Source organism: Prevotella heparinolytica (assembly GCF_004342845.1).
Taxonomy (GTDB): domain Bacteria; phylum Bacteroidota; class Bacteroidia; order Bacteroidales; family Bacteroidaceae; genus Bacteroides; species Bacteroides heparinolyticus.
This window is the reverse complement of the sequence record NZ_SLXB01000028.1, coordinates 1-15,611: the sequence shown is the minus strand read 5'-3', so window position 1 is coordinate 15,611 and position 15,611 is coordinate 1. Positions and strand designations below refer to the sequence as shown.

20 protein-coding genes are annotated in these 15,611 nt (G+C 48.6%); 13 read left to right on the top strand and 7 right to left on the bottom strand.

What is annotated here, in order from left to right; genetic code table 11:
- Positions 1–3 precede the first annotated feature (3 nt).
- From EV202_RS12680 to EV202_RS12620, 13 genes are all read left to right on the top strand, one after another.
- A complete protein-coding gene (locus EV202_RS12680) occupies positions 4–381 on the top strand; it encodes a DUF4133 domain-containing protein (RefSeq protein WP_070693963.1) in 378 nt (125 codons plus the stop codon).
- Positions 378–2,864, top strand: a complete 2,487-nt coding sequence (locus EV202_RS12675) for a TraG family conjugative transposon ATPase (RefSeq protein WP_131927323.1) — start codon at positions 378–380, stop codon at positions 2,862–2,864. The genes EV202_RS12680 and EV202_RS12675 overlap by 4 nt, the downstream gene beginning before the upstream one ends.
- A 149-nt stretch (positions 2,865–3,013) precedes the next feature.
- Positions 3,014–3,643 (top strand): DUF4141 domain-containing protein, encoded by a 630-nt coding sequence (locus tag EV202_RS12670; RefSeq protein WP_165899433.1) that lies wholly within the window; start codon positions 3,014–3,016, stop codon positions 3,641–3,643.
- Between the two features lie 2 nt (positions 3,644–3,645).
- The gene (gene traJ / locus EV202_RS12665) at positions 3,646–4,722 is read left to right on the top strand and encodes a conjugative transposon protein TraJ (protein ID WP_097656207.1); all 1,077 of its coding nucleotides are present in this window, start codon (positions 3,646–3,648) and stop codon (positions 4,720–4,722) included.
- A 19-nt stretch (positions 4,723–4,741) separates the two neighbouring features.
- Positions 4,742–5,365, top strand: coding sequence for a conjugative transposon protein TraK (gene traK / locus EV202_RS12660; RefSeq protein ID WP_004341670.1), 624 nt, complete (start codon positions 4,742–4,744; stop codon positions 5,363–5,365).
- The gene (locus tag EV202_RS12655) at positions 5,362–5,694 is read left to right on the top strand and encodes a TraL conjugative transposon family protein (RefSeq protein ID WP_061868049.1); all 333 of its coding nucleotides are present in this window, start codon (positions 5,362–5,364) and stop codon (positions 5,692–5,694) included. The genes traK and EV202_RS12655 overlap by 4 nt, the downstream gene beginning before the upstream one ends.
- Positions 5,645–7,006: a conjugative transposon protein TraM gene (traM, locus tag EV202_RS12650; protein WP_131927322.1), complete on the top strand. Its 1,362-nt coding sequence runs from the start codon at positions 5,645–5,647 to the stop codon at positions 7,004–7,006. The genes EV202_RS12655 and traM overlap by 50 nt, the downstream gene beginning before the upstream one ends.
- Before the next feature lie 38 nt (positions 7,007–7,044).
- Positions 7,045–7,965: a conjugative transposon protein TraN gene (traN, locus tag EV202_RS12645; RefSeq protein WP_131927321.1), complete on the top strand. Its 921-nt coding sequence runs from the start codon at positions 7,045–7,047 to the stop codon at positions 7,963–7,965.
- 1 nt (position 7,966) lies between these two features.
- Positions 7,967–8,551 (top strand): conjugal transfer protein TraO, encoded by a 585-nt coding sequence (locus EV202_RS12640; protein WP_131927320.1) that lies wholly within the window; start codon positions 7,967–7,969, stop codon positions 8,549–8,551.
- A complete protein-coding gene (locus tag EV202_RS12635; protein WP_131927319.1) occupies positions 8,551–9,405 on the top strand; it encodes a toprim domain-containing protein in 855 nt (284 codons plus the stop codon). The genes EV202_RS12640 and EV202_RS12635 overlap by 1 nt, the downstream gene beginning before the upstream one ends.
- Before the next feature lie 24 nt (positions 9,406–9,429).
- Positions 9,430–9,891 (top strand): DUF3872 domain-containing protein, encoded by a 462-nt coding sequence (locus EV202_RS12630; RefSeq protein WP_131927318.1) that lies wholly within the window; start codon positions 9,430–9,432, stop codon positions 9,889–9,891.
- On the top strand, positions 9,875–10,390 hold the full coding sequence (locus tag EV202_RS12625) for a lysozyme (RefSeq protein ID WP_131927317.1): 516 nt from the start codon (positions 9,875–9,877) through the stop codon (positions 10,388–10,390). Before EV202_RS12630 ends, EV202_RS12625 begins: the two co-directional genes overlap by 17 nt.
- A gap of 110 nt (positions 10,391–10,500) precedes the next feature.
- Positions 10,501–11,604: a toll/interleukin-1 receptor domain-containing protein gene (locus tag EV202_RS12620; RefSeq protein WP_052078129.1), complete on the top strand. Its 1,104-nt coding sequence runs from the start codon at positions 10,501–10,503 to the stop codon at positions 11,602–11,604.
- Positions 11,605–11,755: 151 nt separating this feature from the next.
- Here EV202_RS12620 and EV202_RS12615 read toward each other — a convergent pair whose 3' ends face one another.
- Genes EV202_RS12615 through EV202_RS12585 form a run of 7 tightly spaced genes read right to left on the bottom strand, consistent with a single transcriptional unit; the run spans position 11,756 to position 14,985 of the window.
- Positions 11,756–11,986 carry a hypothetical protein gene (locus tag EV202_RS12615; RefSeq protein ID WP_077084617.1) on the bottom strand — a complete coding sequence of 77 codons (231 nt, stop codon included), beginning with the start codon at positions 11,984–11,986 and terminating at the stop codon, positions 11,756–11,758.
- 4 nt (positions 11,987–11,990) lie between these two features.
- On the bottom strand, positions 11,991–12,245 hold the full coding sequence (locus EV202_RS12610; protein ID WP_019189171.1) for a hypothetical protein: 255 nt from the start codon (positions 12,243–12,245) through the stop codon (positions 11,991–11,993).
- Between the two features lie 26 nt (positions 12,246–12,271).
- On the bottom strand, positions 12,272–13,546 hold the full coding sequence (locus EV202_RS12605; RefSeq protein ID WP_131927316.1) for a PcfJ domain-containing protein: 1,275 nt from the start codon (positions 13,544–13,546) through the stop codon (positions 12,272–12,274).
- Between the two features lie 16 nt (positions 13,547–13,562).
- On the bottom strand, positions 13,563–14,093 hold the full coding sequence (locus EV202_RS12600) for an antirestriction protein ArdA (RefSeq protein WP_131927315.1): 531 nt from the start codon (positions 14,091–14,093) through the stop codon (positions 13,563–13,565).
- Positions 14,094–14,115: 22 nt separating this feature from the next.
- Positions 14,116–14,532, bottom strand: a complete 417-nt coding sequence (locus EV202_RS12595) for a PcfK-like family protein (protein WP_131927314.1) — start codon at positions 14,530–14,532, stop codon at positions 14,116–14,118.
- 12 nt (positions 14,533–14,544) lie between these two features.
- Positions 14,545–14,763: a hypothetical protein gene (locus EV202_RS12590; protein ID WP_004332867.1), complete on the bottom strand. Its 219-nt coding sequence runs from the start codon at positions 14,761–14,763 to the stop codon at positions 14,545–14,547.
- Between the two features lie 12 nt (positions 14,764–14,775).
- A complete protein-coding gene (locus tag EV202_RS12585; RefSeq protein WP_004366574.1) occupies positions 14,776–14,985 on the bottom strand; it encodes a hypothetical protein in 210 nt (69 codons plus the stop codon).
- Between the last annotated feature and the right edge of the window lie 626 nt (positions 14,986–15,611).

Below are 15,611 nucleotides of genomic sequence, written 5' to 3'. Positions count from 1 at the left end.
CCTATGGAGACCTATCCCATCAACAAGGGAATCGGTCGCTCGGTGGAGTTTCAGGGACTCAAAAGCCAGTATCTGTTCATTTTCGCCGGAGGACTGCTTGCCCTCTTCGTGCTGTTTGTCATCCTCTATATGGCGGGTGTCAATCAATGGATCTGTATCGGCTTCGGAGGGACTTCCACATCCATTCTGGTGTGGCAGACTTTCTCCCTAAACAGAAAGTACGGGGAACACGGGCTGATGAAGCGTTCCGCGCTGCACAGCCATCCCCGCTACCTCATCAACCGACGACGCATCCCCCGTCTCTTCCGCCATCGAGAGCGGAAAAGAGCGGTAACCCGACCGATGAAGAATCTGCAAAACAGAAAGGAGGAAAAGCAATGAGAAACCTATTGAAAGCCACTACGCTGGAGAACCGCTTTCCGCTACTTGCCGTCGAAGAGGGCTGTATCCTCTCGAAAGACGCCGACATTACGGTCGCCTTTCGGGTCGAGCTTCCCGAACTTTATACGGTGACGAGTGCGGAGTATGCCGCTATCCATTCTTCTTGGGTAAAGGCAATCAAGGTGTTGCCGACCTACAGCGTCGTACACAAGCAGGATTGGTTTGTCAAGGAGGGCTACCGTCCGGACTTGCAAAAGGAGAATATGAGTTTCCTCTCCCGTAGTTTCGAGCGACACTTCAATGAGCGACCATTCTTGAATCACGCCTGCTACCTGTTCCTGACCAAGACGACCAAGAATCGCAACCGGCAGCAAAGCAACTTCTCCACCCTCTGCCGGGGACATATCATCCCCAAGGAGGTACGGGACAGGGATACTGCCCGCAAGTTCCTTGAAGCGACCGAGCAATTCGAGCGGATTATGAACGAAAGCGGTTTTATTCGCCTCTCTCGCCTGACGGACGAGGAGATTATCGGGACGGCGGAGACACCGGGACTGATTGAGAAGTATTTCTCGCTGTCCCTCTCCGACACGACGGTTTTGGAGGACATCGACCTCAAAGCCGACCAAATGCGTATCGGCGATAAGCGGCTCTGCCTGCATACCCTTTCCGATACGGAAGACCTGCCCGGGCTGGTAGGCACGGATATGCGCTATGAGCGATTATCCACCGACCGCAGCGACTGCCGCCTTTCCTTTGCCGCTCCCGTAGGGTTATTGCTCTCGTGCAACCATATCTACAACCAGTATGTGCTTATTGATGATAGTGCCGAGAACCTGCAACGCTTCGAGAAGAGCGCACGGAATATGCATTCGCTCTCCCGTTATAGTCGCTCCAATCAAATCAACAAGCAATGGATTGACGAATACCTGAACGAGGCATACAGCTTCGGGCTTACCTCCGTCCGCTGTCATTGCAACGTCTTGGCGTGGAGCGAGGACGAGGAGGAACTCCGCCGTATCCGCAACGACGTGGGCAGCCAACTCGCACTGATGGAGTGTAAGCCACGACACAACACGGTGGATATGCCGACGCTCTTCTGGGCGGGCATTCCCGGTAATGAAGCAGACTTCCCCGCAGAAGAAAGCTTTTACACGTTCATCGAACAGGCGGTCTGCCTCTTCAACGAAGAGACCAACTACCGCGATTCGCTCTCGCCGTTCGGCATCAAGATGGCAGACCGCAGCGGCAAGCCGATTCATCTCGACATCTCCGACCTGCCGATGAAGCAAGGCATCATCACGAACCGAAACAAGTTCATCTTGGGTCCTTCGGGGTCAGGAAAATCGTTCTTCACCAACCACCTCTTGAGGCAGTATTGGGAACAGAACACCCATATTGTCTTAGTGGACACGGGAAACAGCTATCAGGGCTTGTGTGAGATGATACGCCACAAGACGCAGGGCGAGGATGGGGTATACTTCACCTACTCGGATGAGAGCCCCATCAGCTTCAATCCCTTCTATACCACCGACAAGGTGTATGATGTGGAGAAAAGGGAGAGCATCAAGACACTGCTGCTGACCCTTTGGAAGAAGGATAACGAGCCAGCCACCCGTTCGGAGGAGGTCGCCCTTTCCAATGCCGTTTCACTCTTTATCGAGCGTATCAAGACGGACGACGGTCTCGTTACTTCGTTCAACAGCTTTTACGAGTATCTCACCACCGACTACTCGGCATTGCTCCGTGAGAAAAAGGTCAGGGAAAAGGATTTTGACTTGGCCAATTTTCTCAACGTGCTGGAGCCGTACTACAAAGGTGGCGAATACGACTACCTGCTGAACTCGGACAAGCAACTCGACCTGTTGAATGCACGCTTTATCGTCTTCGAAATTGATGCGATTAAGGATCATCCCATCCTTTTCCCTATCACGACCATCATCATTATGGAACTGTTCATCAACAAGATGCGGCGTCTGAAAGGAATACGGAAGGTCATCCTCATCGAGGAGGCTTGGAAGGCGATTGCCTCCGCAAACATGGCAGGTTATATTCGCTATCTCTACAAGACGGTAAGAAAATTCTTCGGTGAGGCGGTCGTGGTGACGCAGGAGGTGGATGACATCATCTCCTCAGACATTGTCAAGGAGTCCATCATCAACAACTCCGATTGCAAGATACTGCTTGACCAGCGCAAGTACATGAACAAGTTCGACCAGATTCAGGCACTCTTGGGACTGACGGACAAGGAGCGGGGGCAGATACTCTCCATCAACCAGAGCAACGATGCCACACGGTCGTACAAGGAGGTGTGGATCGGACTGGGAGGTGTGCAGTCTGCTGTCTATGCCACCGAAGTGTCGAAAGCCGAATACCTCACCTACACGACGGAGGAGACCGAGAAAATGCGCGTACTTGCCCGTGCCGAGCAACTCGGCGGGAATATGGAGCTTGCCGTCAGGCAGCTCGCCGAAGAAGAGTAATCAATGAATGTTTAACCGCGTAATACAACAAGTCCGAAAAATATGATGTCATATTTCAAGAAAACAGTCGACTGATTTTCAGATTTACTCGACTGATTTTTCCGAGTGGCTCGAACGACATTGTATCTACGCTAAAATCAATTTGAAAAATGAGAAAGAAAATTTTAATGCTTATGGCGTGCGGTTGCCTCTTGGCAGGCAATGCACACGCCCAGTGGGTGGTCACAGACCCCACCAATCTTGCACAGAGTATCATCAACACGACCAAGGAAATCGTGCAGACCTCCAAGACGGTCAAGAACACGCTTGACAACTTCAAGGAGGTCGAGAAGCTCTACAATGAGAGCAAGAAATACTACGATGCCCTGAAAAAGGTGAACAACCTCGTGCGGGACGCCCAACGGGTAAAGGAGACGATTTTGATGGTCGGAGAAATCTCCGATATCTATGTGAAGAACTACAAGAAGATGCTCTCTGACTCGAACTTCCGTCCGGAAGAGCTGGTCGCCATTGCCAACGGCTACACCAAACTGCTCGGGGAGAGCAACAACCTGCTCAAGGAACTCAAGCAGGTGGTGAACATCACCACGCTGAAGATGACCGACAAGGAGCGTATGGACGTGGTAGATCGCTGCTACAAGGAAATCAGGGATTACCGCAACCTTGTGCGTTACTACACGAACAAGAACATCTCCGTGAGCTATCTCAGAGCCAAGAAGCAGCAGGACACCGACCGGGTGCTCTCGCTCTATGGAACGGACAACGAAAGGTATTGGTAGTCATGGGAGCGGAATTTGACAACCTGCATCAGGTGCTCCGTTCGCTTTACACGGAGATGATGCCGATGTGCGGTGACATGATTGGCGTCGCCAAAGGCATTGCGGGCTTGGGCGCACTCTTCTATGTGGCACTCAGGGTATGGCAGACGCTTGCCCGTGCCGAACCCATCGATGTCTATCCTTTGCTCCGTCCGTTCGCTCTCGGTCTCTGCATCCTCTTCTTTCCGATGGTCTTGGAGACCATCAACGGCGTGCTCAGTCCCGTCGTGCAGGGTACGCACAAGATGCTCGAAAAGCAGACTTTCAGCATGGACGAATACCGCAAGTTGCGGGACAAGCTGGAATACGAGGCGATGGTGAAGAATCCCGAAACAGCCTATCTGGTGAGTAACGAAGAGTTTGACAAGAAATTGGATGAACTCGGTATCTCTCCCTCGGATATGGCGACGATGGCGGGAATGTACGTGGAGCGAGGTATGTATAACCTGAAGAAATCGATTCGCAATATGGTACGGGAACTCTTGGAACTGCTTTTTGCCGCTGCCGCCCTGCTCATCGACACGCTCCGGACATTCTTCCTGATTGTCCTCTCCATTTTGGGACCGATAGCCTTTGCCATCTCCGTGTGGGACGGTTTCCAAAGCACCCTCACGCAATGGTTCACGAGGTATATCTCCATCTATCTGTGGTTGCCTGTGGCGGACTTGTTCAGTTCGATGCTGGCAAAGATTCAGGAACTGATGCTCAAACACGACATCACGCAGTTGCAGAATGATCCCACCTATACGATAGATGCTTCGAACGGGGTGTACCTCGTCTTCATGATTATCGGCATTATCGGCTACTTCACCATTCCAACGGTTGCGGGCTGGGTAATACAAGCCGGAGGAGCGGGTAACTACGGTAAAAACGTGAACTATGCGGCAGGAAAGGGTGCCGGTATCGCAGGTGCTGCGGGCGGAGCCGTTGGTGGATTTGCCGGAGGACACGGAAAACAGGTCTTGCATAGTGCGGGACATAAAGCCAAGGAGGTGGCAGGGCAGCTTTTCCGCAGGAGAAGCGGAAATGCTCCCGAATAATAAACAAAAATGAAATGCTATGGAATTTAAGTCATTAAAGAATATCGAAACAAGTTTCAGGCAGATACGCCTCTTTACCTTGGTCGTCGTCTGCCTGTGTGCTCTCCTTGCGGGGTATTCGGTATGGAGTGCCTACTCCTTTGCCGAAGCCCAGAGGCAGAAAATCTATGTGTTGGATGGCGGTAAGTCGCTGATGCTCGCCTTGTCGCAGGATCTGTCGCAGAACAGACCCGCGGAAGCCAAGGAGCACGTGCGCCGCTTCCACGAGTTGTTTTTCACTCTTTCGCCCGATAAGAGTGCCATCGAGGGGAATATCTCCCGCGCGCTGCTCTTGGCGGACAAGAGTGCCTACAATTACTATCGGGATTTCTCCGAGAAAGGATACTACAACCGTATCGTGGCAGGAAATATCAATCAGGTCGTGCAGGTGGACAGCGTTCTCTGTGACTTCGACAGCTATCCCTATGCGGTACGGACGTATGCCCGGCAGATGATTATCCGTGCGACCAACGTGACCGAGCGCAGTCTCGTGACCGTATGCCGCCTGCTCAATACGAGCCGCAGCGATGACAATCCGAATGGCTTCAATATCGAAGGATTCGAGATTGTGGAGAACAAGGACATCAGTACCCGTAAGCGATGAAAAAGAAAAGTCTGTTCCGAATGATGCAGGAGGGAGCGGAGGCAAGACTCCGCCGCCTGTGCGGACGCATCCCCGCTCATCTGAGGCTGTATGTCGTCCTGACGATGCTTCTTTTCTTCGCTTTCCTTGCCAACTATGTTTTCTTCAACGGTTTGTACCGTATCTTCTCAGACGGAGACTCTGAAGAGGAAACGTTACCGGCAATCGAGCATATAGAAGCCCCTGAAGTAAGGCGGCTCTATCCCAACGACAGTATCAACCTATTAAAGTATTACGATTATGTTCCCATTCAAAAGAAAGACAGCCTCCGATACGAGCACCTCGCCTGAGCTGACGGAGGAAGAGAGACAAAGGCGAAAAAAGTTTATCATTTACCCCCTGATGTTTCTGCTTTTTGCAGGCTCTATGTGGCTCATCTTCGCTCCATCGGAGAAAGAAGAGGAGAAACAGACCAAGGGCTTCAACACGGAAGTGCCCGACCCGATGGCAACCGAACTGATCGGTGATAAGAAGAAAGCCTACGAGAAGGAGATGATGGAGCAGAAGGAGCAGGAACGAAGTCGTGCCATGCAAAGCCTCAGTTCCATATTCGGGGAAATGACAGGAGGACAACCGGAGCAGAGTTCCGAAGAGTTGGCATTAAAGACAGATTTGTCGGAAAGAGACAACGGCTTCGGCTCTCGCACCGCTGCTCCGCAAGAGGGATTCCACGCCTCGGCATCAGCCTACCAAGACATCAACCGCACGCTCGGCAGTTTCTATGAAGCACCGAGGGAAGACCCTGAAAAGGAAGAACTGCGTGCCCGGTTGGCAGAGTTGGAAAACCGTATGAGCAGCGAACAGCAGTCGCCCGCCATAACCGTGAACGACCAGATGGCACTACTTGAAAAGTCCTATCAGTTGGCGGCAAAATATATGCCGTCGGGCGGTGGACAGTCTTCTTCCAATATGGTATTGGCATCGGACGGGGAGACGGCTTCCGAAGGGAAAGCGGTCGCAACTACCCGAAACGGGAAGGCGGCAGCCTTTCCCGTTGCCCCCGTGAGCGAACAAGTGGTGTCGGCTCTGGCACAGCCGATGAGCGACTCGACTTTCCGCTCCGAATATGTCAAGGAGAGGAACTACATATTCCATACCGCCATCGGAACAGCCCCGCTGACGGAGAAGAATACCATCTCCGCCTGTGTGCATACCCGGCAGACGGTTACGGACGGGCAAACGGTACGTTTCCGTCTCTTGGAACCGATGCTGGTATCCGGCAAGGAAATCCCTCGGAACACCTTGTTGGTCGGCGTGGCGAAGATACAGGGCGAACGCCTGAACGTACTCATCTCTTCGCTGGAATATCACGGGAACATCATCCCCGTGGAATTGGCAGTGTACGATACGGACGGACAAGCAGGGATATTCATCCCCGGCTCGATGGAGCGCAGTGCCGCCAAGGAGATTGTCGCAGGAATGGGTACTTCCGCAGGCAGCAGTATGAACTTCTCCACTGATGCGGGCGCACAGCTTGCCGCTGATTTTGGGAAGGGACTGATACAAGGCACCTCGCAGTATTTCGCCAAGAAAATGCGCACCGTCAAGGTGCATCTCAAAGCAGGATACAAGGTATTGCTCTACCAACCGGACAACAAGTAATTCACAGTTATTATTCACCACTTTAATCCAAAGTAAAAATGAAAAGAACAGTTTTAGCCATCGCCCTGATGCTGGGCGCAGTCTGTGCAAACGCACAGGAAACGACTTCAACGGGAGACCTCTATCAGGGGCTGACCCGCAAAATCGCCTTTGAGCGGATGATACCGCCTCACGGCTTGGAAATTACCTACGACAAGACGGTACATATCATCTTCCCCTCTGCCGTGCGCTATGTGGATCTGGGTTCGCCCAATCTCATTGCGGGAAAGGCGGACGGGGCGGAAAACGTCATCCGTGTGAAGGCGACGGTCAAGGACTTCCACGAAGAGACGAACATGAGCGTCATCACCGAAGACGGGGCATTCTACACATTCAATGTCAAGTATGCCAACGAGCCGCTGTTACTCAATGTGGAAATGGCGGACTTCATCCACGATGGGGAGAGCGTAAACCGTCCGAACAACGCCATGGAGGTCTATCTCAAGGAACTCGGAAGCGAAAGCCCGATGCTGGTAAGGCTCATCATGAAATCCATTCACAAGGAGGACAGGCGGACGGTGAAGCACATCGGCAGCAAGTCCTTCGGTATTCAGTACCTGCTCAAAGGGTTGTATTCGCACAACGGACTGCTGTACTTCCATACGGAACTGCGCAACAAGTCCAACGTGCCGTTCGACATCGACTTCATCACGTTCAAAATCGTGGACAAGAAGGTCGCCAAACAGACGGCCATGCAGGAGCAGGTACTGCTTCCGCTGCGTGCTTACAACTACATCACCTGCGTGGCGGGGCAGAAGAGCGGACGCACGGTATTCACCCTGCAAAAGTTCACCATCCCCGATGACAAGCAGCTCATTGTGGAGATGCACGAGAAGAACGGCGGAAGACACCAATCCTTTATCGTGGAGAATGAAGACCTTGTGCGTGCAAGGGAAATCAATGAACTCAAAGTGAAGTAGTATGAGAAAGTCTTTGTTTTTCCTGTTTGTCGTGTCGCTTGCCCTCTTTGCAGGGCAGGCGCACGCCCAGCGTTGTCTGCCCAAGATGAAAGGTATATGCCTGACCGCAGGTATGGCGGATGGTTTTTATTCTCCCTCTTCAAAGAATGAAACGGGCTATTCGTTCGGGGCTTCGCTTGCCACCTATACGAAAGGCGGACACCAATGGAGTTTCGGAGTAGAATATCTCCGCAAATACCATCCCTATCGCGAAAGCCGTATTCCGATGGAGCAATTCACGGGAGAGGGAGGTTTCTTCTTTGGCGTGCTTTCCGATGGAAGTAAGACCTTTTTCCTGTCAGCGGGTATTTCCGCCTTGGCAGGCTATGAGACGGTCAATGGTGGAAAGAAACTGCTGTTCGATGGCTCTACGATACGCAATAAAGACGGCTTTATCTATGGTGGGGCAATCACCCTACAGGTGGAGACCTATCTGAATGACCGCCTTATACTGCTGCTCTATGGCAGGGAGCGTTGTTTGTGGGGAGGCTCTACGGGGCGTTTTCATACCCAATGTGGTGTCGGACTGAAAATTATGCTGGACTGATGGAGGTGGATAAGATGAGAGCAATTTCGATTGCGGACTTCCTGAACGCAATGGGGATTCATCCGAGCAAACAGAGAGGAAAAGTTTTGTGGTATTCCGCTCCGTACCGCATGGAGCGGAGACCCTCCTTCAAGCTTGATATAAATAGAAACGTATGGTTCGACTTTGGCATTGGCAAAGGCGGAGACATCTTTGACTTGGCAGGAGAGTTTATCGGAAGCGAGGATTTCCTCCTGCGGGCGGCATTCATTGCACGGAACGGAGCTTATCCGCTTCCCATAATAGAACATCCACAAAGGAATGAAGAGAAAGAACCCGTCTTCAATGATATTTGGGTGCGACCGTTGCAGGATACCAGACTGCTGGGTTATCTGGAAGAACGAGGAATCAATGCCCACGTTGCCATCCCCAACTGCGAGGAGGTGAGGTATCGTGTACGGGGCAAGCGGTACTATGCCATCGGCTTCCGTAATATGAGTGAAGGACTGGAGTTGCGCAACCGTATCTTCAAGGGTTGCATACCGCCCAAAGACATTTCACTGAAGCGCAACGGCTCGGACGTCTGTTCCGTCTTTGAGGGCTTTATGGATTATCTCTCTGCTATGCAATTAGGTATCATCGCTTCGGACTGGCTTGTCCTTAATTCCGTTTCCAACGTGGAGAAGGCGGTGAAAGCCTTGCAGGTCTATGAAAGGATAGAATGCTTCCTCGACAATGACGATGCAGGGAGAAGGACTTTTCAGAGACTACACGACTGTTTCGGAGAGAGGGTCATCGACCGTTCCTCCCTGTATGCCGACCACAAGGATTTGAATGAGTTTCTGCTTTCCAAGAATGTAGGGAACAATGTATAACGAACAACAAAACGATAATGAACAATGAAAAAGAAAATATTGAATACGATTTGGGTAATGGGGGTGCTTGCCCTCGCGGGGTTTTGTCTATCTGCTTGTGATCACGAGCTGGATATTCAGCAGGCGTACCCGTTCACGGTAGAGACGATGCCGGTGCAGAAGCACATCGTCAAGGGACAGACGGCGGAGATACGCTGTACATTGAAAAGGGAGGGCAACTTTGCCGACACCCGCTATACCATCAGGTACTTTCAGCCTGATGGAAAGGGACGGCTGAAGATGGACGACGGCACGGTCTTCAAGCCCAATGACCGTTACCCGCTTACAAAAGAGGTGTTCAGGCTATACTACACCTCTGCTTCCTCTGACCAGCAGACGATAGATGTGTATGTGGAGGACAATTTCGGACAGACGGAAAAACTCTCGTTTGAGTTCAACAGTCAAAAGGACGAGGAAAAGGAGAAAACGAATGGGGACAAGAAGTAAACTTCTCGTTTTATCGTTCTGCCTTGTTTGCCTATCCTGCTTCCGCCTTTCCGCTCAGGAGGGCGGAAAGGCTCTCTTTTCACTACCGCCGTTCGAGCGTGCCGTTGTCTGCATCAAACACTTCGAGGGCTTACATTCTTGGAAGGATTATCCCTATGTAGGCTATGGACATCGGCTTCTGCCCTGTGAACACTTCACGGCAGCAATGACGGAACGGCAGGCGGACTCTCTGCTCCGTGTAGACCTGATGAAGCGTCTGATGATGTTCAAGGACTACGGAAAGGATGCCCTGCTGCTTGCCGTTCTGTCCTACAACATAGGAGCAGGCAGATTACTGGGATACGGCAAACATCCCAAGAGCCGATTGCTGCGGAAGATAGAGTCTGGCAACAGGAATTTCTATTGCGAATTTGTCTCTTTCTGTCGATACAAGGGCAAAGTTCTCAGAGGTCTTGTCAAACGACGAAAAGTGGAGTTTGCCTTGTTTTATATACCCTGATTATCAAATACTCCTCTTGCGGAGCATAAAAATGCCGCAAGAGGAGTTTTCCTGCCATTTTATTCGACTTTCTCGTTATGAATGAGTAACTTTGCAGAAAACAAATTATTATGAATGAATTAAAAATAAATAAGTACAAGGATTTCATTTTATCATTCTTTGCTGGTATGAATGTTGGTCAAGGATTGTTTCTTAGAACCATTAGTTTCAAAGCAGAAAAAGACTATGTCAGGAATAGGTCAGAAATGAATAACCTGTACGTTGTGTTGAATTTATTGCTATCCAATGATTATTTGCATTTTAGTAACTCGTCTCAAGATTTTATTATGCTTTCTCAAAAGGGATATGACCATATAAATGGAGACTTTCCGCTGGAACTATCTATTTCATTAGGAGATTTGATGTACTTAAGAGAAATAGAACAAAAAGGGAAGGATTTTATATTCAATGAATTATGGAGGTTTATTGGGAAAGAAGAAGAGGCTTTCTTCTATGTAAATGGTCCCGATTATTATAATACCATAAAACCTTTTATACAAGGTGCATATCCTTCGTATTCTGAGTATATAGAGTATAGGAAAAAAGAAGGAGTCTCGACTTCAAGAGTGGTATGGTATCGAGAACTTTTTTCCTTACTCTCAGATGAGGATGTTAAAATATTTATAAGTAAATTATCCGAGAAGATAAACATTTCGATAAACAACAAGAGGTCTGATGTTTGCGTAGAAACGACCTTATTTGACAATGTAGAAAAGATTAGTAAACCTCAAGAGGAAAAAGGTGAGTTAAGAGTTATTCCTATGATAGTATTTATATCTTATGCATGGGATGAAAACAAAGAGGAAGTACAAAGAATCGCTAAACATTTGAAAAATGCGAATATCGAAGTGCGTATAGATGAGGATGTTCCTTATGGAGCAGATCTCGTTCGTTTCATGAACAAAGAAATAAGAGATTGTACAAAATGTCTTGTATTTCTCACTCCCAAGTATAAAGAAAAGGCAGAACTTTCAACTGGTGGAGTGGCCCATGAAGGTCGAGTTATTTCACGAGCTATTTACCAAAATCAAGATACGACAAAGTTTATACCGATTTTATTATCTGGAACTTTTGAGGAATGTTGCCCTGATTTTTTAATCGCACGAAAAGGATTTGATTTTGTAAACCATCCATTTGATGAAGAGATAAATCGCCTAATACGAGCATTAATATAATAACCCTAATTGGGGCTTTTTGTTACTTTTGAGCCGTCTCAACTCACCGTCAAAAGTAACGAGGTGTTTTTTATTGGGGTTTCTTTGCTCCTTTCTTTGTCCGCCCGAAGCTCACGAAAGAAAGGAGCGGTCGGCAAATCTGCCGACCGCTTTACTTCGCCAGTTCTTCTTGAACGGTTATCCGTCTCGTAATTACTTCGGGGTGCGTGGAGAAAGCCCAATTGATTTCCTCATCGGGCAGGGTGCTGTGAATGTTTCCACCCATCACCATTCCGCAATCCTGAATGACCTTTTGTCGTGCTTCTTCTCTGCTCTCGGCAACCACCTCAAAAACTCCCTCGAAAATGTACCGCGTCCGTACTCTGTAAACTCTCTTCTTCATATTCTCAAAATTCAGCAATTAGTAATCTGTGTTCTTTTGGCTCTCCATTGGATAACCTGCGATGGGTAAGCCAAAAATGGTGTGCGCCATAGCCGTATGCAAAGAACTTGTCAAGTTCCGTTTCTTCGGCTATCCGCTTGACGGCAGCCCTTAGTTCCTCCTCATTGGCGGATAAGGTAATGGCATTGACTATCCTTACAAGGATATAGGGTATCTCGTCCGCCCAGTTGCATACGATACTTTCTATTTCTGCTTTCATATCTGTGATGTTTTGGTGATTGTTGCTTATGCTGTCGCTCTCATTCTCTGCCTAATCAATTTGCGGTTGGCATTGACAAGGCTCACTATCTGCTCGTGATACTCCGTGTTCTTGTTGCACACGCCACGACTTTGCACGACTTTGAGTGTGTCCAAACTAACTTCAATCGTTTCTATCCGTCTGCCCTCAATGGTCGCCGAAAGTATCAGTGAGTTCTCTTTAAGATAGTAGGCATTGTCGAACACACAATGGTGCATTGCCACACCCTCATCCAAATGTTCCTGCACACTCTCCAAAACGTGGACTTGGATTGTGCCGTCCGTGAAACGGATACCGAAGAATTTTGATTTGAGTTCGTGAAAACGTTTCTCGTCCTCCATTGCCTTTTTGCGTCTCTTCTCCTTTTCTTCCCTTTCCCTTTGTCTGCGGAGTTCGTGTTGTCTGCGGTCGTGTTCCCTATGCAGGTCGGTGGGGCAAACATACTTCGGACTGTGTATGTCCTTGCCCAATCTGCGGAGCATATCCACATAGTCGCACCATATTGAAATGTCCTCTATGCCATAGCCGTTGCGAGTGGCGACTTTATAGGATTGCCAACAAGCGTCAAATGCCCTCGAATTGTCAAGAAAGTATTTCAGATGCTCGGTTCTACCTGCTTTAATCAATGTTTCCGCACGGCTGTCGGACAATAGGGCTGGAATGAGAACAGTTGGTGCGATGTCGTGAAAATCATTCTTAAATCCATTCCTGCGGAGTGCTTCCGTTGCCTTGAACTTCGGATATATCGGAGAGTACGATATATGGCGGTAGGCTTCGTTGTCGTTTCTCACAGCCATAGGCGAGCAATAGGAAAAGGTGTCGATGTATCTGCCCAATACTCTCTGAACGGCAACAGTCGTCTTTCGTCCTTGTGCGTTCCACCAATACTGACCGATTTCAATAGTGTATGATGATGCCTTGCAACCTTTCTCCATTTCCACAGAAAGAAGAAACATTCTTAATACTTGGTACTCTCCACAAGCGGTAAGTATCGTAAAGTATTGCTTCTGCCTTATCTTACGTTCAAAAGTCGTTCGGACTTGCAACTTTGCTCTACAATGAGGGCAAGTGCAATGTTCGGTTGGGTTCTCCATTGTCCAACTATACCCACAATCCATACACGTGATACGACCTTTGGGCAGTCGGTAGGCGAAATGGTCTATACACTCACGGAATGCCCATTTGCTCTGTGTCTTGGTTATCGGTCGCAGGTGCTTGCTCTCGGCAAGTACTGCTTTCTCGAACTTGTTTCTCGGTTTCATAATCTGTCCTCCTTAATCAGTTATTGCGAAATACATAACCATCCTTGTACCAAAAGTCCATATCGAAAAGGTCATTGGCATATTTGGAGAAGTCGAAGTAATTCAGTGCAAAATCGGATAACTCATTCTCCATTTTTGCAAGTTCCTCCGCAAAATCCTCCCTGCTTGCATAACTTCCTATGTAGTCCGATTGGAAAGACTTCACAAGGCTGTAAGCGTCTTGTGTGAGTTGAGAGCTGTTGCCGTCTGCCCACACCCAAAAGGCTTCTTTCTCCGTGTCGTTCAGTCTGTCCAACTCGTCCCGAAGTTCAAAGAAGGTTTCCTCCAAATGGCTCTCGGCTATCAGACCATCGGGGATTTCCTCCCACGCTTGGAACATATATTCGGGTTCTTCCTCATCCTCGTGTATCCTGGCACAACGCTCCATAAAGCCGTCCAAATCGTAGAAGTCCGAAAGTTCCACCCATTCGCCCTGCAATGAGCCGTTGTTGTACTTGGCATAAGTGCCTACATAGATGCGTGCTTCGTTCAAATCCGTTGCTTCCATTTTTCTTTTGTTGTTTAGAGGGTTAAAACTCGAATAGTGAGGGTTGTGCTATCTGCTGTTCCACCTGCTTCTCCAATTTGGGTTTCTTGGCGGTAAGTTTGCGGTATTCCTCTGCTTGGTATCGCTCGATAGCCTTTTTTCTTGCTTCCGTTTTTTCCTCCTCCGTGAGTTCGATAGTATGGTTTACCACGACTTGGCAGTTGATGTACTTGCCCACCTCGATGTTATCCTCGTCGTAATAATGCACGGCAAGGGAATATACCTCCTCATCGGACAGACCTGCACACCCCATTCTTTGGACTTCCGTCAAGATGTAGGTAATACACTCGTCTATGCTCTTGTTCTCTTTGCGGAAACTCTCCGCAAAGAGTTCATCGTATGATGCTCTCGTTTCCAAATAGTTTTGGATAACGTCCTTGAAATGTTCTGTTCCTTTCATTGTCTTATATAGTTAGATGGTTTCTAAAATGATTTCTTGGATATGAATAGGTTCAACTTCTGAAAAGAGATAGAGTATAAATTCCTTTCTGTCCTTCCGATAGAGTTCCTTGTATAGTTCCCCAAAGGTGGATATGTTTCCGTTGAGGTAAACCGATACCATATACTCGAAGATGTTGTCCACTTCGTAGTATCTGCATTGCTGTGCGATTGTCTTGCTTCTTCTTTTCATATATCTGTCTGTTTAAGAAATGAGTATCCAAAGTATTGTCCCGATGATGAGGGCATAAGCCAAAATGTATGCGGCGATTGCCAAAGCAATGGTAAGGAGTAGCCGAATGAGGAGTTTTCCCACACATATCCATGCCAGCCAAAGCCAGACGCTTCCGCCACAAAGGAGAGAGCCTGCGAGTGCAAGTACCACCCAAATTGATATTTTGTATCTCAGTTTCATCTTGTCTGATTTTTTTGATTTTATGCGGATTTTAGAGGTGAGGGAGTTGAGTTTCCATTTTCTTTTTCCCTGCTTCTCGCATATCCGACATTTTTTTTATGCGTCTTTCCGTCGGGTCGGTCGTTTTCGTTTCAGTGGCGTAAAAAGGTAGGGCTTAGGACAAACAAGGTTTTATGGCGAGAATACTACCTGCAATGAAATGGAAGTGTGGAGATTGTCGTCTAAACGGCTTGCCGCCCCGACCTTTTTTGTCCGTGGAAGCCCGGAACTACCTTTGCCGCTGACAACGAACAACCGATCCCGACATAATACACGGGCATAAGTGGAGGATGTGCAGACGGAGAAGCGGGGCGAAAACAAAAAACGCAGTTTTCGAGGACTGCATCTTATCATAAAACGGAATACACTGAAAACAAAAAGCCGTCCCAACGGACGGCTCTGTGAAAATAATTTGGAGAAAATTCTTTTTTCTCACGATATACCTTTATCTTTGCAATAGGTTATTCGAGTTATGCAAAGCGTTGTATATCACTGTTGAAGATAGGTCGCTAAATCATTACCTACTGCATTTCATAACTCATAAGGCTGTTCATAGCCAATTACTTAGACCTAAATGATAGATTTTC